The 23,519-nt window shown below is 63.4% G+C and carries 20 protein-coding genes and 1 tRNA gene; 16 read left to right on the forward strand and 5 right to left on the reverse strand.

Going from position 1 to position 23,519, the window contains the following annotated elements:
• The first annotated feature begins 195 nt into the window (after positions 1-195).
• Positions 196-2,067 (forward strand): phosphoenolpyruvate carboxykinase (GTP), encoded by a 1,872-nt coding sequence (locus NCS67_RS13590; RefSeq protein ID WP_250435411.1) that lies wholly within the window; start codon positions 196-198, stop codon positions 2,065-2,067.
• Positions 2,068-2,407: 340 nt separating this feature from the next.
• Positions 2,408-3,487, forward strand: coding sequence for a transcriptional regulator GvmR (locus tag NCS67_RS13595; protein WP_008352196.1), 1,080 nt, complete (start codon positions 2,408-2,410; stop codon positions 3,485-3,487).
• A gap of 81 nt (positions 3,488-3,568) precedes the next feature.
• On the opposite strand, the gene NCS67_RS13600 is transcribed toward NCS67_RS13595, so the two are convergent.
• The 3 genes from NCS67_RS13600 to dprA all read right to left on the reverse strand — a co-directional run bounded on the left by NCS67_RS13600 (position 3,569) and on the right by dprA (position 8,049).
• The gene (locus NCS67_RS13600) at positions 3,569-6,214 is read right to left on the reverse strand and encodes a DNA topoisomerase III (RefSeq protein WP_034470315.1); all 2,646 of its coding nucleotides are present in this window, start codon (positions 6,212-6,214) and stop codon (positions 3,569-3,571) included.
• A 171-nt stretch (positions 6,215-6,385) separates the two neighbouring features.
• A complete protein-coding gene (locus NCS67_RS13605; protein WP_008352194.1) occupies positions 6,386-6,763 on the reverse strand; it encodes a thioredoxin family protein in 378 nt (125 codons plus the stop codon).
• A 74-nt stretch (positions 6,764-6,837) separates the two neighbouring features.
• Complete coding sequence (dprA, locus tag NCS67_RS13610) at positions 6,838-8,049, reverse strand: DNA-processing protein DprA (protein WP_175979699.1); 1,212 nt, start codon at positions 8,047-8,049, stop codon at positions 6,838-6,840.
• 201 nt (positions 8,050-8,250) lie between these two features.
• On the opposite strand from dprA, the gene def reads away from it, so the two are divergent.
• The 9 genes from def to NCS67_RS13655 all read left to right on the forward strand — a co-directional run bounded on the left by def (position 8,251) and on the right by NCS67_RS13655 (position 16,916).
• On the forward strand, positions 8,251-8,754 hold the full coding sequence (gene def, locus NCS67_RS13615; RefSeq protein WP_008352192.1) for a peptide deformylase: 504 nt from the start codon (positions 8,251-8,253) through the stop codon (positions 8,752-8,754).
• A gap of 3 nt (positions 8,755-8,757) precedes the next feature.
• A complete protein-coding gene (fmt, locus tag NCS67_RS13620; RefSeq protein ID WP_250435413.1) occupies positions 8,758-9,726 on the forward strand; it encodes a methionyl-tRNA formyltransferase in 969 nt (322 codons plus the stop codon).
• A 71-nt stretch (positions 9,727-9,797) separates the two neighbouring features.
• On the forward strand, positions 9,798-10,442 hold the full coding sequence (locus NCS67_RS13625; protein ID WP_008352189.1) for a LysE family translocator: 645 nt from the start codon (positions 9,798-9,800) through the stop codon (positions 10,440-10,442).
• Between the two features lie 132 nt (positions 10,443-10,574).
• Entirely contained in the window at positions 10,575-11,429 is an 855-nt protein-coding gene (gene htpX, locus NCS67_RS13630) for a zinc metalloprotease HtpX (RefSeq protein ID WP_008352188.1), read from the forward strand.
• A 153-nt stretch (positions 11,430-11,582) separates the two neighbouring features.
• Positions 11,583-13,001: a 16S rRNA (cytosine(967)-C(5))-methyltransferase RsmB gene (rsmB, locus tag NCS67_RS13635; protein ID WP_250435415.1), complete on the forward strand. Its 1,419-nt coding sequence runs from the start codon at positions 11,583-11,585 to the stop codon at positions 12,999-13,001.
• On the forward strand, positions 12,998-13,594 hold the full coding sequence (locus NCS67_RS13640) for a DUF4390 domain-containing protein (RefSeq protein ID WP_008352184.1): 597 nt from the start codon (positions 12,998-13,000) through the stop codon (positions 13,592-13,594). Before rsmB ends, NCS67_RS13640 begins: the two co-directional genes overlap by 4 nt.
• A 22-nt stretch (positions 13,595-13,616) precedes the next feature.
• Positions 13,617-16,043: a sensor histidine kinase gene (locus NCS67_RS13645; RefSeq protein WP_175979703.1), complete on the forward strand. Its 2,427-nt coding sequence runs from the start codon at positions 13,617-13,619 to the stop codon at positions 16,041-16,043.
• Positions 16,044-16,757 carry a response regulator transcription factor EsaR gene (esaR, locus tag NCS67_RS13650; protein ID WP_008352180.1) on the forward strand — a complete coding sequence of 238 codons (714 nt, stop codon included), beginning with the start codon at positions 16,044-16,046 and terminating at the stop codon, positions 16,755-16,757.
• Between the two features lie 83 nt (positions 16,758-16,840).
• A tRNA-Phe gene (locus NCS67_RS13655) sits at positions 16,841-16,916 on the forward strand.
• Between the two features lie 113 nt (positions 16,917-17,029).
• Here NCS67_RS13655 and NCS67_RS13660 read toward each other — a convergent pair.
• On the reverse strand, positions 17,030-18,058 hold the full coding sequence (locus tag NCS67_RS13660) for a glycosyl hydrolase (protein WP_250435417.1): 1,029 nt from the start codon (positions 18,056-18,058) through the stop codon (positions 17,030-17,032).
• Positions 18,059-18,814: 756 nt separating this feature from the next.
• Between NCS67_RS13660 and queC the strand changes: the two genes are divergently transcribed.
• The 5 genes from queC (at position 18,815) to NCS67_RS13685 (ending at position 22,289) form a co-directional block, all read left to right on the forward strand.
• A complete protein-coding gene (gene queC / locus NCS67_RS13665; protein ID WP_008352176.1) occupies positions 18,815-19,549 on the forward strand; it encodes a 7-cyano-7-deazaguanine synthase QueC in 735 nt (244 codons plus the stop codon).
• A gap of 26 nt (positions 19,550-19,575) precedes the next feature.
• The gene (queE, locus tag NCS67_RS13670) at positions 19,576-20,208 is read left to right on the forward strand and encodes a 7-carboxy-7-deazaguanine synthase (protein ID WP_008352174.1); all 633 of its coding nucleotides are present in this window, start codon (positions 19,576-19,578) and stop codon (positions 20,206-20,208) included.
• Between the two features lie 5 nt (positions 20,209-20,213).
• A complete protein-coding gene (gene queD, locus NCS67_RS13675; RefSeq protein ID WP_008352173.1) occupies positions 20,214-20,660 on the forward strand; it encodes a 6-carboxytetrahydropterin synthase QueD in 447 nt (148 codons plus the stop codon).
• A gap of 181 nt (positions 20,661-20,841) precedes the next feature.
• On the forward strand, positions 20,842-21,624 hold the full coding sequence (locus NCS67_RS13680) for an HpcH/HpaI aldolase family protein (RefSeq protein ID WP_250435419.1): 783 nt from the start codon (positions 20,842-20,844) through the stop codon (positions 21,622-21,624).
• Complete coding sequence (locus NCS67_RS13685) at positions 21,621-22,289, forward strand: tetratricopeptide repeat protein (protein WP_034470327.1); 669 nt, start codon at positions 21,621-21,623, stop codon at positions 22,287-22,289. The genes NCS67_RS13680 and NCS67_RS13685 overlap by 4 nt, the downstream gene beginning before the upstream one ends.
• A gap of 62 nt (positions 22,290-22,351) precedes the next feature.
• Here NCS67_RS13685 and rodA read toward each other — a convergent pair whose 3' ends face one another.
• Positions 22,352-23,512, reverse strand: a complete 1,161-nt coding sequence (rodA, locus tag NCS67_RS13690) for a rod shape-determining protein RodA (RefSeq protein WP_008352167.1) — start codon at positions 23,510-23,512, stop codon at positions 22,352-22,354.
• Positions 23,513-23,519: the final 7 nt, after the last annotated feature.

The raw sequence follows: 23,519 nt of genomic DNA on the forward strand, positions 1-23,519 counted from the left end.
AGGTACGGCTTGCTGCGTAAGGATTCATGCCCGTGACGCCGCACTGGCTCGCGAACCGCATTTCGTGCGATGAAAGCGCGTAAAGCAGCGCTGCAAAATGCACGAAAGCGCCCGGCGGTTCGAGTCGCACACGCCTCTCGCATGCAGCGTCAGTGGGGCCATTGGTTTTCATTGCAGAAGAACGGAGACAGCTCGATGAACCAGCCCGCAGTAGTCGAAGACAACCATAAAAACGCCGTCGAAATCGAAGCGCCGGCCTATGTCCGGCACCGAAGACTCATCGAATGGGTCCAGCAAATCGCGGCCCTGACCAAGCCGGATCGCATCGAATGGTGCGACGGGTCGCAGGAAGAATACGATCGGCTCTGCCAGCAGATGGTCGAAGCCGGCACGATGAAGAAGCTCAATCCCGAGAAGCGCCCGAATTCCTTCCTCGCCTGCTCGGATCCCTCGGACGTGGCGCGCGTCGAAGATCGCACGTTCATCTGCTCGCAGCGGCGCGAAGACGCCGGCCCCACGAATAATTGGATCGATCCGCAGGAAATGCGCGTCACGCTCGACGGCCTGTTCGACGGGTCCATGCGCGGCCGCACGATGTATGTCGTGCCGTTCTCGATGGGCCCGCTCGGCTCGCCGATCGCGCATATCGGCGTGGAATTGTCGGACAGCCCGTATGTCGTGACGAACATGCGCATCATGACGCGCATGGGACGCGCCGTGTACGACGTGTTGGGCGAGAACGGCGAGTTCGTGCCGTGCGTGCATTCCGTCGGTGCGCCGCTCGTCGATGGGCGCAAGGACGTGCCTTGGCCGTGCAACGACACGAAGTACATTGTCCATTTTCCCGAAAAGCGCGAAATCTGGAGTTTCGGCTCGGGATACGGCGGCAACGCGCTGCTCGGCAAGAAATGCTTCGCGCTGCGCATCGCCTCGACGATGGGCCGCGACGAAGGCTGGCTCGCCGAGCACATGCTGATTCTCGGCGTGACCTCGCCGCAGGGGCGCAAGTATCACGTCGCGGCGGCGTTTCCGTCGGCGTGCGGCAAGACCAACTTCGCGATGCTGATTCCGCCGAGCGACCTGAACGGCTGGAAGGTCACGACCATCGGCGACGACATCGCGTGGATCAAGCCGGGCCGCGACGGGCGTCTCTACGCGATCAATCCGGAAGCGGGCTATTTCGGCGTCGCGCCCGGCACCAGCGAAAAGACCAACTTCAACGCGATGGCCACGTTGAAGGAAAACGTGATCTTCACGAACGTCGCGCTGACCGACGACGGCGATGTCTGGTGGGAAGGCATGACCGACACGCCGCCCGCGCATCTGATCGACTGGCAGGGCCGCGACTGGACGCCGGCAATCGCGAAGGAAACCGGCGCGAAAGCCGCGCATCCGAACGCGCGCTTCACCGCGCCGGCGTCGCAATGTCCGTCGATCGATGCCGATTGGGAAAATCCGGCTGGCGTGCCGATCGATGCGTTCATCTTCGGCGGACGCCGCTCCAACACCGTGCCGCTCGTCACTGAAGCGCGCGACTGGAAGGAAGGCGTCTACATGGCCGCGACGATGGGCTCCGAAACCACCGCCGCCGCCGCGGGGCAACAAGGCGTCGTGCGCCGAGATCCGTTCGCGATGCTGCCGTTCTGCGGCTACAACATGGCCGATTATTTCGGCCACTGGCTGAAAATGGGCGAGCGCCTCGAAGCGACGAACGCGAAAGCGCCGAAGTTCTTCTGCGTCAACTGGTTCCGCAAGGGCGACGACGGCAAGTTCGTTTGGCCGGGCTTCGGCGAAAACATGCGCGTGCTGAACTGGATGATCGGCCGTATCGAAGGCACCGCGAAGGGCGAGGAGCACGCGTTCGGCATTTCGCCGCGCTACGAGGACATCGACTGGGGCGCGCTCGGCTTCTCGCGCGAGCAGTTCGAGCAGGTCATCTCCGTCAGCGATGCCGCCTGGCGCGACGAACTCGCGCTCCACGATGAGCTCTTTTCGAAGCTCAAGCACGGTTTGCCGGAAGCTTTGCCGGACGCCAAGGCCGGTATGGAGAAGCGCCTCGCCGCATAAGCGTCGCATCCGGCGCGCTCGCGCGCCGGATTTATATCGAAAACTGAATCAATCCCTTTTTATCGGGCCCGCAGCGACGGGCCCGATTTGCTCCTCGCGTACACCGCCGAAATTGACGCGGCAAGTGCTTTCAAAATTCCATCAATCGGATTGCACTGATCTTGGTGTTGTGCAAATCGCAACAATCGGTGATCTTTCATCCGCGTAACGCGCCTAACATCCAGATTTTTTTCGATTTTTTTATGCTTCCGGGCAACTTCTGCACAAAAACGCCGGTCCTAGGATAATCCTGAATTGCTTTGCAGCAGAATTCGAGCCGTCTAGCGGCAGGAGTTGTCTTATGGATCATTTGCAGTCGATGAGAGTATTCGTCCGCGTCGCGGATCTCGGGAGTTTCGCCCGTGCCGCAAGCGCGATGGACATCTCCAATGCGGTGGCTACGCGGCACGTCGCGGACCTGGAAGGACGCCTCGGCACGCGCTTGCTCAACCGCACGACGCGCAGCCTCTCGCTCACCGAGTCCGGCCAGGTTTATCTGGAGCGGGCGCGGCAAATTCTCGACGAACTGGAAGACGTCGAACAAATGGTGGTGGCGCGCAATCACGAACCGCTCGGTTCGCTCAGGATCGTCGCGCCCGTCGTGTTCGGTCTGCATAATCTCGCGCCCGTGTTACAGACGTATGCGCAGCGTTATCCGAAAGTCGTGCCGGACGTGACGCTGGTGGATCGTCAGGTCGATTTGGTCGAGGAAGGCTTCGATGTCGGCATCGTGATCGCGCGGCAGGTGAAAAGCGCAAGCGTCGTCACGCGGCGTCTGACGACGGGCTGCATGACTGTCTGCGCGACACCCGCGTATCTCGAAACGCACGGCACGCCGACGCGCCCCGAGCATCTGCTCGAGCATCCGTGCCTGAGCTTGCCGTCGGAATACTGGGGCGACGAGCGCGTGTTCACCGGTCCGGAAGGCGAAGTGCGTGTGCGGCCGCAGAACGTGATCATCGCGAACAACACGGAGATGCTGCGGCAGTTCGCGCTGCTCGGCATGGGCATCGCGATTTTGCCGAGCTATCTGATCGGCAACGACACGACGCGCGGCCAGCTCGTGCGTCTGCTCGGCGACTATCAATTGCCGCAGGTCGAGATCAACGTCGCGTATCCGAGCCGCCGTCATTTGCCGGCGAAGGTGCGGACGTTCATCGATCACCTCGTCGAGCATTTCAGCCAGACGCCGAATCATCAACTCGGCGAGCAGTGGATTCGCGATGGCCGCGGCAGGCCGGTGGCGCATTCGCACTACGAGCACGCCGACGAACCGGCGACGCCCGCGCCGCGCGCGCGCCCGATCGACGGCGAGCTCGCGCCGAAGCTATCGAAACCGTCGCGTACGCGAGGGCGTGTGCCGGCGGCATCGCCTTTTTGAAAGGCTCGCGCCAGGCGCAAATAAAAAACCCCCGCGACGTTTCTCGCGGGGGTTTTTCTTTCTGACGGACTCCGAGAACGATCAGCTCGTCTTCTTCGCCGGAGCTTTCTTCGCTGCCGCCTTCTTCGCGGGCGCTTTCTTGGCTGCAGTCTTCGCGGACGTGGTCTTGGCGGCGACTGCGACATCGCTGTCGCCGTTGTCGTCGCCGCTGTCGGCTTGAGCTTCCGCTGTCGCGCCGCGCTTCGCCGCCGTCTTCGCGCCCGGTTTGGCCTCTTTCTTCTCGAATTCGAAGCCGATCTTGCCATCCGGCTGCTTCACGAGGAATGCCTTGAAGTTGCGTCCGGTGCGCGACGACTTGAAGTTCGTCAGCAGATCGGTGCGGCCCGCGCCCAGCAGCTTTTCCATCTGTTCGCGGGTGATTTCCTGCTGAAGGATCACCTTGCCGGAGCGGAAGTCGCAAGTCTTCGGATTCGACACCGAGTTTTCGCACACATAGCTCATGCCGTGTTCGAACACGCGCGACTGGCATTTCGGACATGCGCCGACCGGCGTCTGCTCGGAGAAATCGGGCGGTTCGCCGTCTTCGCCGCCGGAATCCTGACCGAAGTCGAATTCGAGCTTGTAGTTCTTGATTTCGTCGTCCAACGCGAGCTTGAGGATCGCCGAGAACGGACGGCCCATCTTGCTGCGAAAGCCCGACAGCGGCCCGATGGTCTTCTCGCGCAGCAATTCCTCGACTTCAGGAATCTCGAACTGACGTCCGCCCGGAATCTTCGAAATCGAAAACTCGCACTTCGTGCACGCGAACCGGCGATAGTTCTCCTTCACCTGCGCGCCGCAATTCGGGCAGGGCGTTTCGAGCGTCGCGTAATCGCCGGGGATCGTGTCGGAGTCGTACTCTTTCGCGCGTTTGACGATGGTTTGCGTCATGCGCGCGATTTCCTGCATGAACGCATCGCGATGCAGGTTGCCGCGCTCCATCTGCGAAAGCTTGTGCTCCCACTGGCCCGTCAATTCGGGCGCGGTGAGCTCCTCGACGCCGAGACCGCGCAGCAAGGTCATCAACTGGAATGCCTTGGCCGTCGGGATCAGCTCGCGGCCTTCGCGCACCATGTACTTCTCGCCGAGCAGACCTTCGATGATCGCCGCGCGCGTCGCCGGCGTGCCGAGACCTTTCGCGGCCATCGCGTCGCGCAGTTCCTCGTCTTCGACGAGCTTGCCCGCGCCTTCCATCGCCGAAAGCAGCGACGCCTCGTTGTAGCGCGCGGGCGGCTTGGTCACGAGACCGTGCGCCTCGACCTTTTCGACATCGACCTTTTCGTCCTTCTGCACCGGCACGAGATTGCCTTCCTCGCCCGCGGCTTCGCGGCCGTAGACCTGCAGCCAGCCGGGCTCGACCAGCACCTTGCCTTCCGTCTTGAAGTGATGCCCGGAAACTTCGGTGATGCGCGTCGTCACGAGATATTCGGCCGCCGGGAAAAACACCGACAGGAAGCGCTTGACGACGAGGTCATACAGCTTCTGCTCGGGCTCGGACAGCGCTTTGGGCGCCTGCAGCGTCGGGATGATGGCGAAGTGGTCGCTGATCTTCGAATTGTCGAAGATGCGCTTGTTCGGCTTCACCCAGCCCTTGTCGAGCACCTGCTTCGCGAACGGCAGATAGTTGTTGCTCTCCTTGAGCATGGTCATCGTGTCTTTGACCGTGTTCAGGTAGTCCTCGGGCAGCGCGCGCGCGTCGGTACGCGGATAGGTGAGAACCTTGTGCTTTTCGTACAGCGCTTGCGCGAGGCCGAGCGTGTTCTTCGCCGAAAAGCCGAAGCGGCTGTTGGCTTCGCGCTGCAAGCTGGTCAGATCGAACAGCAGCGGCGACATTTGCGTCGACGGCTTCGATTCCTCGGTCACGGTGCCGGTCTTGCCGCGGCAGGCCGCGACGATGGATTCCGCCGCCGGCAGGCTCCACAGGCGCGAATCGCGCTGCTCCGGATCGTTTTCGACGCGCTTGAACTTCGGATCGAACCAGCGGCCTTCGTACAGGCCCTTCGCGGCGATGAACTCGGCGCGCACTTCCCAGTAATCGCGCGGCACGAATCGCCGAATCTTCTCTTCGCGTTCGACGACGATCGACAACGTTGGCGTCTGAACGCGGCCGACGGTCGTCAGGAAGAAACCGCCGCCCTTGCTGTTGAACGCGGTCATCGCGCGCGTGCCGTTGATGCCGACGAGCCAGTCCGCTTCCGAGCGGCAGCGTGCGGCGTCGGCGAGCGGCTGCATGTCGGCGTCGCTGCGCAGGTTCGCGAAGCCTTCGCGGATCGCGGCGGGCGTCATCGACTGCAGCCACAGGCGCTGGACCGGCTGCTTCGCCTTCGCATGCTGCGCGATCAGACGGAAAATCAGCTCGCCCTCGCGCCCCGCGTCGCATGCGTTGATGAGGCGGTCGATATCTTTTCGCTTCATCAGCTTCGTCAGCACCTTGAGGCGCGACTCGCTTTTCGCGATGGGATTCAGGTCGAAATGCGGCGGAATGACCGGCAGATTGGCGAAGCTCCATTTGCCGCGCTTGACGTCGTACTCCTCGGGCGCCGCGATCTCGAGCAGATGGCCGACCGCGGACGAGAGCACGTAGTCGTCGCTCTCGTAGTACTCGTCATGCTTGGTGAAGCCGCCCAGCGCACGCGCGATGTCGTTCGCGACGGAAGGCTTCTCAGCGATGATCAGGGCTTTGGACATGACTCAAAAGGGTTGGTAACTGGCAGCGGCCCGGTTTGGACTGCTTTAACGACCGCTTTATAGCACACGCTTTGCGCGGCGGGCGCCGAACCGCGAATCCGGGCGTTTCGATATCCGGCCCGCGAAGCGCGTTGCGAGAGACGCGAAAGGTGCGTTTCGCGGGCGTCGCAATCAGGCCGTAGCAAGCGCCGGGCGCAGTTTCGGCGCACCGACCATGCCCGGCAGCGCGGTCAGATCGGTGAGCATCCGTTCGACGATGGAAGCCTGCGGCAGAACCGTGCCGAAGAATCGCGTCGTGACGGAGTCCTCGATCAGGATGGTAGGAAAATTTTCCACGTCGAGATCGTCGAAACGGTCGGCGTGATTCTCGATGTCGATCCACGCGAAGCAGACGTCCGGATGCGCGTCCGCCAGCTTGTCGAACCCTTCGCGATACTCGCGGCACGTTCCGCACCATTCCGCGCACAGGCAGGCGACGAACAGCGTGCCGGGCACGGCGATGCGTTCCGCGATGAGATCGGCGTCGGTATCGAGATTCAGCGCGGACATGACGGGTGCGAGATCCTTATTGGTATCGGCTGCGGGGACGGCTCATTTTTCCGCGAATGTAGCACGACGAGGAATCACGAGCGCTGCACCGCCGCGTAGCGACCGCCCGCGAGCGCGGCCACCTGGCCCGACAATTCGAGCTGCAGCAGCGCGCCTTGCAACGCCGCCCCGTCCAGATCGGTGCGCGTCGCGAGGATTTCAAGCGTCGCGGGCGCATGGCCGAGCGCGCCGAGCACGCGCGCGGCATCGGCGTTCATCGGCGTGTCGTGCAATGCCGCCGATGCCCACGATGCGCTCACCGGCCGCAGCCTCCCGCGCTTTGCCGCCGACCCCGCCGCGCTTGCCTGCGCCGACGAGAAACCGAACTCTTCGAGCACTTCTTCCGGCGTTTCGACGAGCTTCGCGCCCTCCTTTATCAGCCGATGACAACCCTGCGAAAGCGGCGCGTGGACGGAGCCAGGCATCGCAAAAACATCGCGCCCCATTTCGTTGGCGAGCCGCGCGGTGATGAGCGAGCCGGAGCGCATCGCGGCTTCGACGATCAGCACGCCGCCCGACAATCCCGCGATCAGCCGGTTGCGCTGTGGGAAGTTGGCGGAGCGCGCGGGCGTGCCGAGCGGCCATTCGGAGAGCATCGCGCCGTCGCGGGCGATTTCGTGCGCGAGCGTGTGATGCGCGGCGGGATACACGAGATCGGCGCCCGTGCCGATGACCGACACCGTGCCGGTCGCACCCTCCAGCGCTCCGCGATGCGCGGACGCATCGATGCCGAGCGCGAGCCCCGACACGACCGCAAGTCCCGCATCCGACAGCACGCGGGCGAAGCGGCGCGCGTCCTCCAGACCTTGCGGCGTCGCATGCCGGCTGCCGACGATGGCCACCGCGCGCGCCTGCAGCAGATCGAGCCGGCCCTTCGCATAGAGCAATGGCGGCGGATCGGGCATCGTCAGCAGCGCTTGCGGATAGGCGGCGTCGGCGAGCGTCAGGACGTGGTTGCCCGGTTCGGATGCCCACGCCGAAGCCGCTTCAATATAGTGGTCGAACGAAACGCCTTCGATGTCCGCGGGTGGCGCGAGCACGGCTTCGGCTGTGCGGGCGTCGGTGGTTTCCGCGAGCGTCGCAAAACTCTCCCACAAAACCTCGCGCGGACCGCCGAAAGTACCGAGCAACGTGCGCAGCGCGAGCGGGCGCAGCCCTTTGGCGTGCGCGAGCCGCAGCCAGGCGCGCAGTTCGTCGGCATCGAGTGTGGAGGCGGCTTCCTCGGTCGGCAGGTCGGCGGTCGTCATGTTAAGATTTTTGATCCGGAATAGATAAAGAAAGGTCGCTCAGGCACGTTTGAAAGCCCGCAGCGACGCCCATCGGCCGCTTGCCGGCGGCGTTGAATCCACTGGATTCACCCGCATATCTTCGGCATGCCGCCCCATTACCCGCAACCTGGCCGAATGGCCGATTTACACGCGTCGCGGCGCGCGTAGACAATCCGAATCATGGCTCTGCTCAAGATACTCAACTACCCGGACAAGCGTCTGAACAAGGTGGCGAAACCTGTCGCCGTGGTCGACGACCGCATCCGCAAGCTCGTCGCCGACATGGCCGAGACGATGTACGCCGCGCCCGGCGTCGGCCTCGCCGCGACGCAGGTGGATGTGCACGAGCGCGTGATCGTGATCGACGTCTCGGACGCGCACGACCAGCTGATGGTCTTCATCAACCCTGAGCTCGTCTGGACGAGCGAGCAGAAGAAGGAATGGGAAGAGGGCTGTCTTTCGGTGCCGGGCATTTACGACTTCGTCGAGCGCCCTGACAAGGTGCGCGTGAAGGCGCTGAACGAGAAGGGCGAAACCTTCGAGCTCGATTGCGACGGCTTGCTCGCGGTGTGCATCCAGCACGAGATGGATCATCTGGCTGGCCACGTTTTCGTGGAATATCTGTCGACGCTTAAGCAGACGCGCATTCGCGGCAAGATGAAAAAGCTGGAAAAGGCGCTGTAACCGATGACTCAATCGCTGCGCGTGGTTTTCGCCGGTACGCCGGAATTCGCTGCCGCCGCGCTCGCGGCCATTCACGCAGCCGGTTTTTCCGTGCCGCTGGTTTTGACGCAGCCCGACCGGCCCGCCGGACGCGGCATGAAGCTGACCGCGAGCGCGGTCAAGCGCTTCGCCGTCGAGCATGGTCTGAAGGTCGCGCAGCCAACGTCGCTGCGTCGCGCGGGCAAGTATCCGCAGGAAGCGGCGGAAGCCATCGATTTGCTGAAGGCCACGCCGCACGACGTGATGGTCGTCGCCGCGTACGGGCTCATCCTGCCGCAGGAGGTGCTCGATATTCCGCCGCGCGGCGCGATCAACATTCACGCTTCGCTGTTGCCGCGCTGGCGTGGCGCGGCGCCGATCCATCGCGCGATCGAAGCGGGCGACGCAGAAACCGGCATCACGCTGATGCAGATGGACGCCGGCCTCGACACCGGCGCGATGATCCGTGAGGCGCGCACGCCGATTCTCGCCGACGACACGACCGCCACGCTGCACGACAGGCTCGCGCAGATGGGCGCGGAATTGATCGTCGCCGCGCTGCGCGATCTCGAACGCGATGGCGCATTGCCGTCCACGCCGCAGCCGGACGAAGGCACGACCTACGCGGAAAAGATCGCGAAGAACGAAGCCGCGCTCGACTGGCGTCGTCCGGCGGAAGAGCTCGCGCGCCAGATTCGCGCGTTCGATCCGTTTCCCGGCGCGTTCGGCACGCTCGACGGTGCGCCGATCAAGATCTGGGCGGCGCAACCGGTCGACGGTGCGGGCGAACCGGGCGCCATCGCCGATGTTTCCCCGGACGGTATCGTCGTTATGTGCGGCAGCGGCGCGCTCAAACTCACGCAACTTCAGAAACCGGGCGGCAAGCGCTTGCCCGCGCGGGAATTTCTCGCGGGCGCGCCGCTCGCGAAGGGCCAGCGTTTCACGCTGCAGTGAAGGACGGCAGGACAGACGCAGCGCTAAAATAAATCGTTGTCAACGCGCGCGTGTCTGTCTGGAGTTTTTCGATGCTCGGCATTACCGGTTTCACCTTCTTTCTCGTCGCCGTCTTTCTTCTAAACGTCACGCCCGGCCCCGATACGGCTTACATCGTCGGACGCAGCGTCGCTCAAGGACGCGGCGCGGGCATCGTTTCGGCGCTCGGGATTTCCGCTGGCTGCATCGTCCATACGCTCGCGTGCGCCTTCGGGTTGACGGCGATTCTCGCTGCATCGGCGACGGCGTTCACGGTCATCAAGATTGCCGGCGCGATTTATCTGATTTATCTCGGCGTGCGCCTCATTTTCGCGAAGCACGACGACACCGAAACCGCGCGCGAGACGCAAAACGAAAAGGCCACGCCGAAATCGCTCGGCCAGCTTTTCGCGCAAGGCTTCGTCACGAACGTGTTGAATCCGAAGGTCGTGTTGTTCTTCGTGTCGTTCTTTCCGCAGTTCGTCGCCGCCGACAGCCAGCACAAGACGCTCGCGTTTCTCGCGCTCGGGGTCGTGTTCATCGCGATGAGCACGGTCTGGAACAGCTTCGTCGCGTGGATCGCGGGCAGCGTCACCGAGCGCTTCGCGGGCAAATCGGGCGTGAAGAAGTGGCTGGATCGCGGGGTCGGCAGCGCGTTCGTCGGACTCGGTATCAAACTCGCGACGACGCATCGATAAATCGCGCAATCTCGGATTGAATTATTGCCGGCTGCCACTATCTAACATTTTGCTTACAATTGTCGTCCCGGTCATGTTGGCCGGGGCAACCGCGCACTTCGCGCACTGCATACAGGGAGAGGAGCTCCGGACATGTTCAACTGGGTCAAAACCGCGATGCTGATGGCTGCGATCACGGCCCTCTTTGTCGTGATCGGCGGAATGATCGGCGGATCGAAGGGCATGATGCTCGCGCTGATCGTCGCGCTCGGCATGAATTTCTTTTCGTACTGGTTCTCGGACAAGATGGTCCTGCGCATGTACAACGCGCAGGAAGTCGACGAAACCACCGCGCCGCAGTTTTATCGCATGGTGCGCGAGCTCGCGACGCGCGCTCAATTGCCGATGCCGCGCGTCTATCTGATCAACGAAGACGCGCCGAACGCGTTCGCCACGGGCCGCAATCCCGAGCACGCGGCGGTCGCGGCGACCACGGGCATTTTGCGCGTGCTGTCCGAGCGTGAAATGCGCGGCGTGATGGCGCACGAACTGGCGCACGTGAAGCACCGCGACATCCTCATCTCGACCATCTCCGCGACGATGGCCGGCGCGATCTCCGCGCTCGCGAACTTCGCGATGTTCTTCGGCGGTCGCGACGACGAAGGTCGTCCGGCGAATCCCATCGCGAGCATTCTGGTGGCGATTCTCGCCCCGATCGCGGGTGCGCTGATCCAGATGGCGATTTCCCGCGCGCGCGAATTCGAAGCCGATCGCGGCGGCGCGGAAATTTCGGGCGATCCGCAAGCGCTCGCGAGTGCGCTCGAGAAGATTCACGCATACGCGACCGGCGTGCCGTTCCCGACCGCCGAGCAGCATCCGGCGACTGCGCAGATGATGATCATGAATCCGCTGTCGGGCGGCGGCATCGCGAATCTGTTCTCGACGCACCCGGCGACCGAAGAGCGCGTCGCCCGCCTGATGGAAATGGCGCGCACCGGCCGCTTCTAAAACCTGCAACGTCGTAAAGCAAGGCCGTTCCGGTTACGCCGGAGCGGCCTTTTTCTTGTTCGGCCGCCGCCGTCCGGGCGCGCAATTCCCGCACGTTACAATTCCCCGTTCGCGCGAACTCTGCGCGTCGCCGTTGACCGTCCCCGTTTCGCCATGACCGACAAGCCTTCCCGCCGGCCCGCCGCCGCGCATTTCCGTCTGAGCGCGTTGCGTCTCGCGCCCGATTCGCTCGCGTTCGCGCTCGACAGCGCGGCGCAGGCCGTCGGCGCGGTGCGCGCGGGCTCGGCGCTGCCGGCGGCGTTGCAGACGGTCGTCGCGTCGGCGAAGCACGCGAGCGCGCGCGGGGCGGTGCAGGACATCGCGTATCGGACCATGCGCCGTCTCGCGCTCGCCGATGCGCTGCTGCACAGGCTCGTGAAGAAGGCGCCGCCGCCGCATGTGGCGAACGTGCTCGTCTGCGCGTTCGCGCTGCTGACCGACGACGAAGCGCATGCCGCTTACTCGCCCTTCACCGTGGTCGATCAGGCGGTGAGCGCGATCGCCGCGCGCCGCGAATTCGCGTTTGCGAAGGGCCTGGTGAACGCGGTGCTGCGCAATTTTCTGCGTGAGCGCGACATGCTGATCGACGAAGCGCGCACAAGCGAAGTCGCGCGCTGGAATTATCCGCAATGGTGGATCGACGCGGTGAAGCGCGGCCAGCCGGATGCCTGGGAGCGCATCCTCGAAGCGGGTAACGCGCAAGGTCCGCTCACGCTTCGCGTGAACGCGCGGCACGCGAGCGTCGACGACTATCTCGCGCGCCTCCGCGACGCGCGTATCGAAGCCGACGCCGCCGGCCTGCACGCGGTGCGCCTGAGAACGCCGATGCCCGTCGATCGCATTCCCGGGTTCGACGAAGGCGTCGTGTCGGTGCAGGACGCCGGCGCGCAGCTCGCCGCGCAACTGCTCGGCGAGAAGGACGGCATGCGCGTGCTCGATGCCTGCGCCGCGCCGGGCGGCAAGACGGGCCACATTCTCGAACTCGCGAACGTCGATCTGATCGCGCTCGAAAGCGACGCCGAGCGTTCTGGCCGCATCGGACAAAACTTGCAGCGTCTGAAACTCGACGCGCAAATCAAGATCGGCGACGCGGGCGATCCCGCGCAATGGTTCGACGGCGCGCCCTTCGACCGCATTCTCGCGGACGTGCCGTGCTCGGCGTCGGGCATCGTGCGGCGTCATCCGGATATTCGCTGGCTGCGGCGCGCATCGGATATCGATGCGCTCGTCGCCGAGCAAAGGCGCATCGTGAGCGCGCTGTGGCCGCTCGTCGCGAAGGGCGGCGAGCTGCTCTACGTGACGTGCTCCATCTTTCCCGAGGAGGGCGAAGAGCAGGCCCGCTGGTTTGGAACCGCACATGAAGATGCGGTACGATTGGACGCGCCGGGCCAATTGTTGCCGACAGCGGCGCGCGCAAGCGCGGTCGCGGCGCAAGGTTCACCGGACAGTACAAATCTCGCGAACCCGCATCGGGACGCGGAGACTCTCGCGGACCACGACGGATTCTTCTACGCGCGCTTTCAGAAACGGTGACGATCAAACGCTTTTTTCCGCTTCGGCTCGCGGCCGTCATCTGGACTGCGCTGACGCTCTGGCTGACGTTCGCCGCGGCCGATTCCGCGTTCGCCGAGACGATCGCCGTGCAGCGCGCGTCGCTGCAAGCGGACAATGCCGGCTGGAGCTTGGACGCGCATTTCGACTTCGACCTGAACAACAGCCTCGAAGATGCCGTGAACCGCAGCGTGCCGCTCTATTTCACGATCGACTTCAACCTGTCGAGACCGCGCTGGTACTGGTTCGATGAAGAGCCGGTCAACGTGTCGCAGAGCATCCGTCTGTCATTTCAACCGCTCACGAACGAATATCGCGTGTCGACGGGCGGCCTGCAGTTGCGCTTCGCATCGTTGAACGAAGCGCTCGCGGTCATCAAGCATGTGACTTCGTGGCATGTCATCGACCGTAATCAGGTGCATGGCGGCGAAACCTATACCGCATCGGTGCGTATGCAGCTCGACATCGCATTGATGCCCAAGCCGTTCCAGATCGACGCGGTGAACAATCGCGACTGGAACCTTTCCTCGGACTGGAAGCGTTTTACTTTTACGGCGGCAGAACGTGCGAAATAGATTTCGACGCGGCCGCACGGACATGAAGAGTTTCGTCGTCCGCTTGCTGGTCTCCACGGTGGCGCTCACGGCAGTCCTGCTGCTCGTGATGCTCGCGCTCGCGAGCGCGAACACCGAGTTCTTCGACCGCTACTACGGCTGGCTCTACGCGGCGAATGTCGCGGTGGCGATGGTCTTCATGCTGATCGTCATCAGCCTGTTCATCATCATCGTGTCGAGGGTGAGGCAAGGGCGCTTCGGCACGCGCCTGCTCGCCAAGCTCGCGTTCATCTTCGCGCTCGTCGGCGTGGTGCCGGGCGCGATCATCTATGTGGTTTCGTATCAGTTCGTGTCGCGCAGCATCGAGTCGTGGTTCGACGTGAATGTCGAAACCGCGCTCACCTCCGGTCTGACGCTCGGGCGCGGCATGCTCCAGACATCGCTCGCCGATTTCAAGAACCGCGGCCGGCAGATGAGCGATCAGCTCGCGAGCGCCGATCCATCGAGTCTCACGCTGTCGCTTTTGCGGCTGCGCGATCAGTACGGCGTGCAGGACGCCGTCGTGTTCGAGCGGCCGCGCGATCAGTACAACCGCGAGGATCTCGCGGCGAACAACAGTTCGCAACGCGTGCCCGGATTGCGCACGGTCGCGCAGGCATCGGGCAATTACTACGCGCTCCTGCCGGCCAACGAGCCGACCGGCACGATGCTGCGGGAGGCGCAGGATCATCCGTACGGCGCGATCGAAGGCGAGATCGACGGCGATCCGAAATCGAACGGGCCGAAGGGCGCATTGCGATTGCGCGTGCTCACGAAGATTCCCGATCCGACGACGACCACGGAATTTCAGCACGTCGACCGTTTCCTGCAGATCGAGCAGCCCGTGAGCCAGGAGCTCGCGCGCAACGCCGACGCCGTGCAGCGCGCGTATCGCGAATATCAGGAGAAGCGGCTCGGGCGCACCGGCTTGCGCAAGATGTATATCGGCACGCTGACGCTCGCGCTTTTTCTCGCGACCTTCATCGCGATGATGCTCGCGCTCGCGCTCGGCAATCAGCTCGCGCGGCCGTTGTTCCTGCTGGCGCAGGGCACGAAGGAAGTGGCCGAAGGCGACTACACGCCCAAACGCGAGATCAATTCACGCGACGAACTCGGCTTTCTCACGCAGTCCTTCAACGCGATGACGCGCCAGCTTTCCGAGGCGCGCGCGGCGGTCGAGAACAATCGCATCGCACTGGAGCATTCGAAGGCGTATCTGGAGAGCATTCTCGCGAACCTCACCGCGGGCGTGTTCGTGTTCGACCGGCAGTTCCGTCTCTCCACCGCGAATCGCGGCGCGGAGCGCATCTTCCGCCAACCGTTCTCCGCGTTGCTCAATCAGCCGCTCGATCAGATCGAGGTGCTCGCCGAGTTCGGCGCGATGGTCAAAAAGGCGTTCGCCGAGCGCGACGCGGCGGCGGTCGGCAGCGATCATCCTGTCGGCGATCGCGGTCACTGGCAGCAGCAGGTCGCGGTGACGGTGCCGGGCGAGAGCGATCCGCTCACGTTGCTCGTGCGCGGCACGCAGTTGTTGAGCGTGACCGAGAGCGACACCGACGACGCGGAAACCACGGGCTACGTCGTCGTGTTCGATGACATATCGGATGTCATCTCCGCGCAGCGTTCCGTCGCGTGGGGCGAAGTCGCGCGGCGTCTCGCGCACGAGATCAAGAATCCGCTCACGCCTATTCAGCTTTCAGCCGAACGTCTGCAGATGAAGCTCGCCGACAAGCTCGCGCCGCCGGATGCGGACGTGCTGAAGCGCGCATCGACGACCATCGTCAATCAGGTGCAGGCGATGAAGCAGATGGTCGACGACTTCCGCGAATACGCGCGCACGCCGCCCGCGGTGCTCGGCAATCTGCAACTGAACGATCTCGTCGCGGAAGTGCTGACGTTGTACGGCATCGAGGACGGCAAGACGCCGATCAAAGTCGATCTCGCGAAGCTGCCGGTGATACGCGGCGATGCGACGCAGATCCGCCAGGTCATCCACAACTTGTTGCAGAACGCGCAGGATGCGGTGGCCGAAGTCGCGGAGCCGCGCGTGCTGCTCGAAACGAGGACAGTAGAATATGGCGAGCCCGATGCATCGGGTCATGCGCGCGTCGCGGTTCGCCTGACTGTGTCGGACAACGGCTCGGGCTTTCCGGCGCGTATTCTTTCGCGTGCTTTCGAGCCTTACGTGACGACGAAAGCGAAAGGCACGGGCCTGGGACTTGCGACCGTGAAGAAGATCGTCGACGAGCACGGCGCGCGCATCGACATACGCAACCGCTCGAAGAGCGCGGATGTGATCGAAGGCGCGCAGATATCGATTCTGTTTCTACAACTCGCGGACGATACCGCGGCGCCCGGCGCGACGCCTGGCTCCGGTGCGCCGGCGAATCATGGAACGACAAAAGCAACAGTGCAGACAAGGGCAGCGTAAATGGCAACCATCCTGGTGGTAGACGATGAAATGGGGATCCGGGAACTGCTCTCCGAGATCCTGAGCGACGAAGGCCATGTTGTGGAAGTGGCGGAAAACGCGCAGCACGCGCGCGACTACCGTCTACAGCAAACGCCCGATCTCGTTTTGCTCGACATCTGGATGCCCGATACCGACGGCGTAACGCTCCTCAAGGAATGGGCCGCGCAGGGCAAGCTCACGATGCCGGTCATCATGATGTCGGGGCATGCGACTATCGACACGGCCGTCGAGGCGACGAAGATCGGCGCGCTCAACTTCCTCGAAAAGCCGATCGCGCTGCAGAAACTGCTGAAGGCCGTCGAGCAGGGACTCGCGCACGGCACTGCGGCGGCGCCCGCGGCGACGGCGGCGAAGCCTCCGTCGAGCGTGAACGCATCGGGCGTGCCGGTCGCGGCTGCGCTGCCGACGGCATCGGCGCTGAATGCATCGAACGATGCGGCGGCGAGCGGCGCGGCGCAGAATCAGTCCGGGCAGACGGCGTCGATCTCGTTCGATATTCCGTTGCGCGACGCCCGCGATGCGTTCGAACGCGCGTACTTCGAATATCACCTTGCGCGCGAGAACGGCAGCATGACGCGCGTCGCCGAAAAGACGGGGCTGGAGCGCACGCACCTGTATCGCAAGTTGAAGCAGCTCGGCGTCGATCTTGGGAAGAACAAGAACGAGGTGTGAGCGCGGCCCCGGACATTTTCAGAAAAATGCGCAAAGGGGCTTGAGGCGCGGGATAGTCTCTGCTATAGTTTCACCTCTTCGTTGGCCCGGTAGCTCAGTTGGTAGAGCAGCGGATTGAAAATCCGCGTGTCGATGGTTCGATTCCGTCCCAGGCCACCAGAATGCAAGAAGCCCGAGAGTGTTATCGCTCTCGGGCTTTTTCATTTTCCGCATGTGGAAAACGCGCAGTCCGTGTAAGCCGACTGCGCGTTCTTTTTTCAGCGATCCGGCGCTTACTTCGGATTGGCCGCGACGAAATTCTTGAACGCGGTGTAAGACGCCTTCTGCGTTTTGCCGTCGTTCTTCAGCAGGCCGTACGCGCCTTCGCCGCCTGCGGGATCGTCATACAACTGGTACGTCTGAATCGCCTGGATGTTGTACTTCGACGCCAGCGCGACGAACTGCGCCATCATCTTGTTGCCGACGAGATACGACGCGATCTGCTGATCCGAGCCATACCACGGACGCACGCCGTATTCGTTGAGCCAGATCGGCTTGCCGAACTGCTGCAGTGTTCCGAGTACGTCATGGCAACCCGTGCCGCCGCACGCGTTGGTGATGTCGCCCATATCCGAATACCAGTGCCACGCGGTGATGTCCCAGTTCACGACCGGGTGCCCCGTCGTGCCGTCCGGCTGCGTGCCGGCCGCGAGCATCTGATCCACGGCGTAATGCATCCACGTACCGCCGCCCATGATGATCTTGCCGTTCGTATCGACCGACTTCACGCCGGCGATCATGCCGCGAATGACGCCGCGCGCGATCTGAAATTTCGCGTTGTCGAACTGCTGCGGATAGACGCCGTCGACGTTGTTGTAAATCGTCATCGCGTCGAGTTCGTTCGACACTTCGTAGTACGGGTACTTGTAGGCGGTGGCCGTCCAGACGCCCAACTGATAGCCGGCGTTATACGCGTCGGTCTCGGTGTTGAAGTCGATGCTCATCAGCATGACGGGATACACGGTCACGCCGCCCGCTGCCATCGTCTTCGCGATGCCTGCCAGCTTGTTCGCCGATGACTGGTTGTACACCTCGTTCCGATACAGCTTCACGCCAAGATCCTGCAACTGCGAGAGCTGCACTGCCGGGCTGGAGATGTCGTACGCGCCGCCTTCGTTGTTGTGACCGTTGGCGCCGTAGAAGATCGTGCTCGTGGTTGTCGCGGCCGCCGCCTTGCGGCTCGCCGCGGCTGTGGTCGATGCGGTGTCGAGCGCGTCGTTGCCGCCGCCTCCGCACGCTGCCAGCACCACGCTGGTTGCCACGGCAGCGGTGATAAGGCTCGCCTTGGGTGCCCGTAATGCGTCAATGACGCGCAAGCTGGTCTGAATGTATTGTTTCATTGTATGTACTACTAATGGAGATGTTGTGTATCGGTGAAGTAGGTACGTCTTCAGGAGCGCCGCGAGCCAAAGGGCGGATCGGAAACGGACCTGCGGTCCCGCTTAACCCTGCGGGAGGATTTCAAGCCGAGTAACTTCGAAGTGCGAATTAACGGCGGCCGTCAGTCGACGGGGCTTTGATGGCGCGCCAGTGTCCTGCAACGAAAGGAAAAAAATACCTGAAACTGTAACGAGGCCGCGCCATTTTGTTACATGTATAACGGCGCGCGTGTTGGCGGGTTTAGAGACTTCGTCGGAATTGCCGGCTTATTTCTTCCGATGATGGCACGAATTACCGCTTCCCCGCGCGCCAGCGCGCCGAGCTCGGCGAACAACCGCCCTCCGTGTTAAAATTCGCGCCGAATTAAGGACTTGCCTCGTCCTCGGACCCCGCAAGTCCTTTTCTTTTCGGCGCTCCGAATTGCTCGTGCGACGCGCCGGAACATTCGTCCGGCGCTGGTCATCCGTCTCGCATTCCGCTATCGGCGGCATAAAAGGCGTGCGCTTCCGGGCGAAGGCCGCCGGCCTATACTGGACTCGCGGGCGTCTTGCCCGCGCCGCTCGTCGCGAAGTCCGGTCACTCCGACTGCCTGTGCGGCGTGCGACGCCATCAAATTCACGGAGTACGGAGTTTTCACGGTGACTCGGATAGACGCTAAAGACAGCGCGCTCGTGCTGTTCTCCGGCGGCCAGGACTCGGCCACGTGCCTCGCCTGGGCGCTCGAACGTTACAAGACGGTAGAGACGCTCGGTTTCGATTACGGACAGCGCCATCGCGTGGAACTCGAGTGCCGCGAAGGCTTTCGCGCCGCGATCGTGCGCGAGTTTCCGCAGTGGGCCGAACGGCTGGGCGAAGATCACATGATCGATCTGTCCGTGCTCGGCGCGATCAGCGATACCGCGATGACGCGCGAGATCGAGATTCAGGCGACCGCGAACGGCCTGCCCAACACGTTCGTGCCGGGCCGCAATCTGCTGTTCATGACGATTGCTGCAGCAGTGGCGTATCGGCGCGGGCTGAAGGTGCTGGTCGGCGGCATGTGCGAGACGGACTTCTCCGGCTATCCGGATTGCCGCGACGACACGATGAAAGCGCTGCAAGTCGCGCTCAATCTCGGCATGGAAACGCGCTACGCGCTCGAAACGCCGCTGATGTGGCTCGACAAGGCCGATACCTGGCGGCTCGCGGAAACGCTCGGCGGCGAGGCGCTCGTCGAACTGGTGCGCGTCGAGACGCACACTTGCTATGTCGGCGAGCGCGCGGAATTGCACGACTGGGGCTTCGGCTGCGGCCAATGCCCGGCATGCAAACTGCGCAAACGTGGTTATGAGGCGTATCGCGCGGGCGAGCAGGTCGATACCGCGCCGGTCTGATTTTTTTAGAGGTTCACAGAGCAGTCATGACGTACGCGGTAAAGGAAATTTTCTACACGTTGCAGGGCGAAGGCGCCAATGCCGGGCGTCCGGCCGTGTTCTGCCGTTTCGCGGGCTGCAATCTGTGGTCGGGGCGCGAGGAAGATCGCGCGGACGCCGTCTGCCAGTTTTGCGACACCGATTTCGTCGGCACCGATGGCGAAAACGGTGGCAAGTACAAAACGCCGGCGGAACTCGTCGCGAAGATCGCATCGCTGTGGCCGGAAGGCGAGGCGCACAAGTTCGTCGTGTGCACGGGCGGCGAGCCGATGCTGCAGATCGACCAGCCGTTCGTCGATGCGCTGCACGAAGCCGGCTTCGAAATGGCCATCGAAACGAACGGTTCGCTGCCGGTGCTCGAGAGCATCGACTGGATCTGCGTGAGTCCGAAAGCCGACGCGCCGCTTGTCGTGACGAAAGGCAACGAGCTGAAAGTCGTGGTGCCGCAGGACAACCAGCGTCTTGCCGAGTACGAAAAGCTCGACTTCGAATACTTTCTCGTGCAACCGATGGACAACGCATCGCGCGACATCAACACGAAGCTCGCGATCGACTGGTGCAAGCGGCATCCGAAGTGGCGCCTGTCGATGCAGACGCACAAATACCTGAATATCCCCTGAACGCCGTGCAGACGATTACCCGAAAACTCGAATTCGATGCGGGCCACCGCATTCCCGATCACCGCAGCCAGTGCCGCAATCTGCACGGGCATCGCTACGTGCTCGAAATCACGCTGCAAGGCGATCTCGTCGATGTGGAAGGCGCGCCCGATCGCGGCATGGTGATGGACTTCGCCGACGTGAAAGCGCTCGCGATGGAGCATCTCGTCAACAAATGGGATCACGCGTTCATCGTCTACGAGGGCGATGTCAAGGTGCGCGAATTTCTGCAGACGCTGTCGGATCACAAGACCGTCGTGCTCGATCGCATTCCGACCGTCGAGAACCTCGCGGCCGTCGCGTTCAACATTCTCGCGGAAGTCTATGACGCGCACTACGGCGTCAATCTCAAGCTGAAGCGCGTGCGTCTGTACGAAACGCCAAACTGCTGGGCCGACGTCGCGCGCGGCTGATTTCAGGCGTGCGCGCGGCCGGAAGCACCTCCGGCGCGCGTGCTTTTGTCACGGTATGATCGTCCGATGAGTCGCCCATCCTCCGAGGCGGCGAGACACGGAGCGCACGCATGCCGTCACTTCATCCGTTTTTCCAGTGGCCGCGCGTGGCCGTCCTTCAAACGCTCGAAGGAGACGCGCGATGAGCACCTTCACCAATCCCCTCAAGCAGCGCTTCTCCGAACCGGGCACGTTGTTCGGCCTGTGGCTGTCGCTCGGCAGCGCCGATGCCGCCGAAGCGCTCGCGCACGCGGGCTTCGACTGGCTCTGCATCGACATGGAGCACTCGCCGAACGATAGCGCCGACGTCGTCGCCCAGTTGCGCGCGATCGCCGCCGCGCATCTGCCGAGCGAGCCGATCGTGCGCGTGCCGGCGAACGAAGGCTGGCTCGTCAAGCGCGCGCTCGACGCAGGCGCGCGCACGCTGATGTTCCCGAACGTGCAATCGGCGGATGAGGCGGCGCGCATCGTGAGGCTGACGCAATATCCGACCGAAGCGGCGCTGCACGGTCTGCGCGGCGTGGCGGGCGCGGTGCGCGCGGCGGCATACGGTATGCGTCGCGATTACATGGCGAGCGCGAATGCGCAGATTGCGACGATCGTGCAGATCGAATCGGTCGCGGCGCTCGAAGCCGTCGATGAAATTGCCGCGACGCCGGGCGTCGATTGCCTGTTCATCGGGCCGGCGGATCTGGCCGCGAGCCTCGGTCATCTCGGCGACGGCAAGCATCCGGATGTGCAGGCGGCGATCACGAAGATCGTCGACGCGGCGAATCGCGCGGGCATCGCGAGCGGCATCTTCGCACTCGATGCCGCGAGCGCGAAGCAGTACGCGCAGGCGGGCGTCAAGCTCGTCGCGATCGGCGCGGATGTAATGTGGCTGTTGAAGGCGACGCGTCAGGCGTTGCAGGAGGCGAGATCATGAAAGCCGCCGCCGCTGCGATCATCGCGCTGGCGCTCGCCGGTGCGGCCCGCGCCGACAACGCGCCGAAGCCGACCGACATCGCGACGCAAAACGCCGTCGCCGATTACAACGCGGGCAATTTCGTCGCGGCGCGCTCGGAGTTTCGGCGTGCGGCGCAAAGAGGCAGCCGCCTCGCCGAATTCAACTACGCGATGATGCTGCTCAACGGCGAGGGCGGCCCGGCGGATGTGCCCGAAGGCAAGAAATGGCTGCGCCGCGCCGCCGACGCCAACATGACGCACGCGCAATACGTGTACGGCAAGATGTACGACGACGGCCAGTTCGTCGAGAAAGATCCGGCGGAGGCGCATCGCTGGTTCCTGCGCGCGGCGAATCAGGGTCACGTACAGGCCGAACTCGCGCTCGCCAACCAGTTCCTCGACGGACGCGGCACCGCGCGCGATAACACACAGGCGTTCACCTGGTACAAGAAGGCTGCGGAAGGCGGCGACATGACGGCGCAATACGTCGCGGGATCGTTCTACGAGCGCGGCGGCGATGGCGTCGAACGCAATCTGAATGTCGCGCGGGCTTATTACGCGGCAGCGGCCGCGCAGGGCGATCCGGCGGCGAAGCTCAAATATCTGCAGCTCAGCACCGAACTCGAGCAGCAAAAGCCGCAGTGACGGCGCGCGTCGATAAAAAAACCGCGGTCGAAGCCGCGGCTCATGTGGCGGAAGATAGCCCGCTAACTCTGCATCAACCGCTTTTGCCGCGCGACGCTCATGATGAGCCCGGCCGCGACGCCGAGCGTCGTCAGCGCGGTTCCGCCGTAACTCATGAAGGGCAGCGGCACGCCGACCACCGGCAGAATCCCGCTCACCATGCCGATGTTGACGAACGCGTAAGTAAAGAACGCGAGCGTGAGCGATCCCGCCAATAATCGCCCGAAGAAGGTCGCTCCGTTCGCCGCGATGAACAGTCCGCGCGCGATGAGCGCCATATAAAGAAAGAGCAGCACGAGCCCGCCCGCGAGCCCGAACTCTTCGGAGAACACGGCGAAAATGAAGTCGGTGTGTTTCTCGGGGATGAACTCCAGGTGCGCCTGCGTGCCCTTCAGCCAGCCCTTGCCGAGCGTGCCGCCGGAGCCGATCGCGATCACCGCCTGAATCGTGTGGAAGCCTTTGCCGAGCGGATCGGAAGTCGGATCGAGCAGCGTGCAGATGCGATGCTTCTGGTAGTCGTGCATCATCGGCCAGACGACTTCGGGCTGACAAATCTTTTCCTGGAAGGTCGCGACGCCCGCCACCGCGATGACGCCCGCGATCAGCACCGGCAGGATCAGCTTGAAACTCAGCCCCGCGAAATAGATGACGAACATGCCCGCCGCGAACACGAGCACGGCGGTGCCGAGGTCCGGCTGCTTCGCGATCAGGCCGACGGGCAGCATCAGAATGAGAAAGCCGACGATGTAATCCCACCAGCGAATGTTGCTTTCGCGCTTCTGGTAGTACCACGCGAGCATCAGCGGCATCGCGATCTTCATGATTTCCGATGGCTGGATCACCACGCCGACATTGAGCCAGCGCTTCGCGCCCTTGCGCGTCAGGCCGAACGCGGCGACCGCGATCAGCAACGCGACGCCGACCGTATAGAGCGGCACGGCGAAGCGCATCAGCGTTTGCGGCGGAATGTTGGCGAGTATCCACATCAGGCCGAAGGTCAGCATGATGTTGCGCAACTGGTCTTCGACGCGGCCCGGCATGTCGAGGCTGGCGCTATAGAGCGTCACGATACCGACGCCGAGCAGCAGGAACACGATCAGCGCGAGCGGCTTGTCGAAGCCCGCGAACATGCGCTTGGCGCGGTCCAGCAGCTCGCGCTTGTCGAATTGGACGTGCAGTTGCATGGCGGTT

The organism is Caballeronia sp. ATUFL_F2_KS9A (genome assembly GCF_023630765.1).
GTDB lineage: Bacteria > Pseudomonadota > Gammaproteobacteria > Burkholderiales > Burkholderiaceae > Caballeronia > Caballeronia zhejiangensis.

Coding starts and splice junctions, on each gene's coding strand:
- NCS67_RS13590 (WP_250435411.1), top strand. CDS start 196: ATGAACCAGCCCGCAGTAGTCGAAGACAACCATAAAAACGCCGTCGAA.
- NCS67_RS13595 (WP_008352196.1), top strand. CDS start 2,408: ATGGATCATTTGCAGTCGATGAGAGTATTCGTCCGCGTCGCGGATCTC.
- NCS67_RS13600 (WP_034470315.1), bottom strand. CDS start 6,214: ATGTCCAAAGCCCTGATCATCGCTGAGAAGCCTTCCGTCGCGAACGAC.
- NCS67_RS13605 (WP_008352194.1), bottom strand. CDS start 6,763: ATGTCCGCGCTGAATCTCGATACCGACGCCGATCTCATCGCGGAACGC.
- dprA (WP_175979699.1), bottom strand. CDS start 8,049: ATGACGACCGCCGACCTGCCGACCGAGGAAGCCGCCTCCACACTCGAT.
- def (WP_008352192.1), top strand. CDS start 8,251: ATGGCTCTGCTCAAGATACTCAACTACCCGGACAAGCGTCTGAACAAG.
- fmt (WP_250435413.1), top strand. CDS start 8,758: ATGACTCAATCGCTGCGCGTGGTTTTCGCCGGTACGCCGGAATTCGCT.
- NCS67_RS13625 (WP_008352189.1), top strand. CDS start 9,798: ATGCTCGGCATTACCGGTTTCACCTTCTTTCTCGTCGCCGTCTTTCTT.
- htpX (WP_008352188.1), top strand. CDS start 10,575: ATGTTCAACTGGGTCAAAACCGCGATGCTGATGGCTGCGATCACGGCC.
- rsmB (WP_250435415.1), top strand. CDS start 11,583: ATGACCGACAAGCCTTCCCGCCGGCCCGCCGCCGCGCATTTCCGTCTG.
- NCS67_RS13645 (WP_175979703.1), top strand. CDS start 13,617: ATGAAGAGTTTCGTCGTCCGCTTGCTGGTCTCCACGGTGGCGCTCACG.
- esaR (WP_008352180.1), top strand. CDS start 16,044: ATGGCAACCATCCTGGTGGTAGACGATGAAATGGGGATCCGGGAACTG.
- queE (WP_008352174.1), top strand. CDS start 19,576: ATGACGTACGCGGTAAAGGAAATTTTCTACACGTTGCAGGGCGAAGGC.
- NCS67_RS13680 (WP_250435419.1), top strand. CDS start 20,842: ATGAGCACCTTCACCAATCCCCTCAAGCAGCGCTTCTCCGAACCGGGC.
- NCS67_RS13685 (WP_034470327.1), top strand. CDS start 21,621: ATGAAAGCCGCCGCCGCTGCGATCATCGCGCTGGCGCTCGCCGGTGCG.
- rodA (WP_008352167.1), bottom strand. CDS start 23,512: ATGCAACTGCACGTCCAATTCGACAAGCGCGAGCTGCTGGACCGCGCC.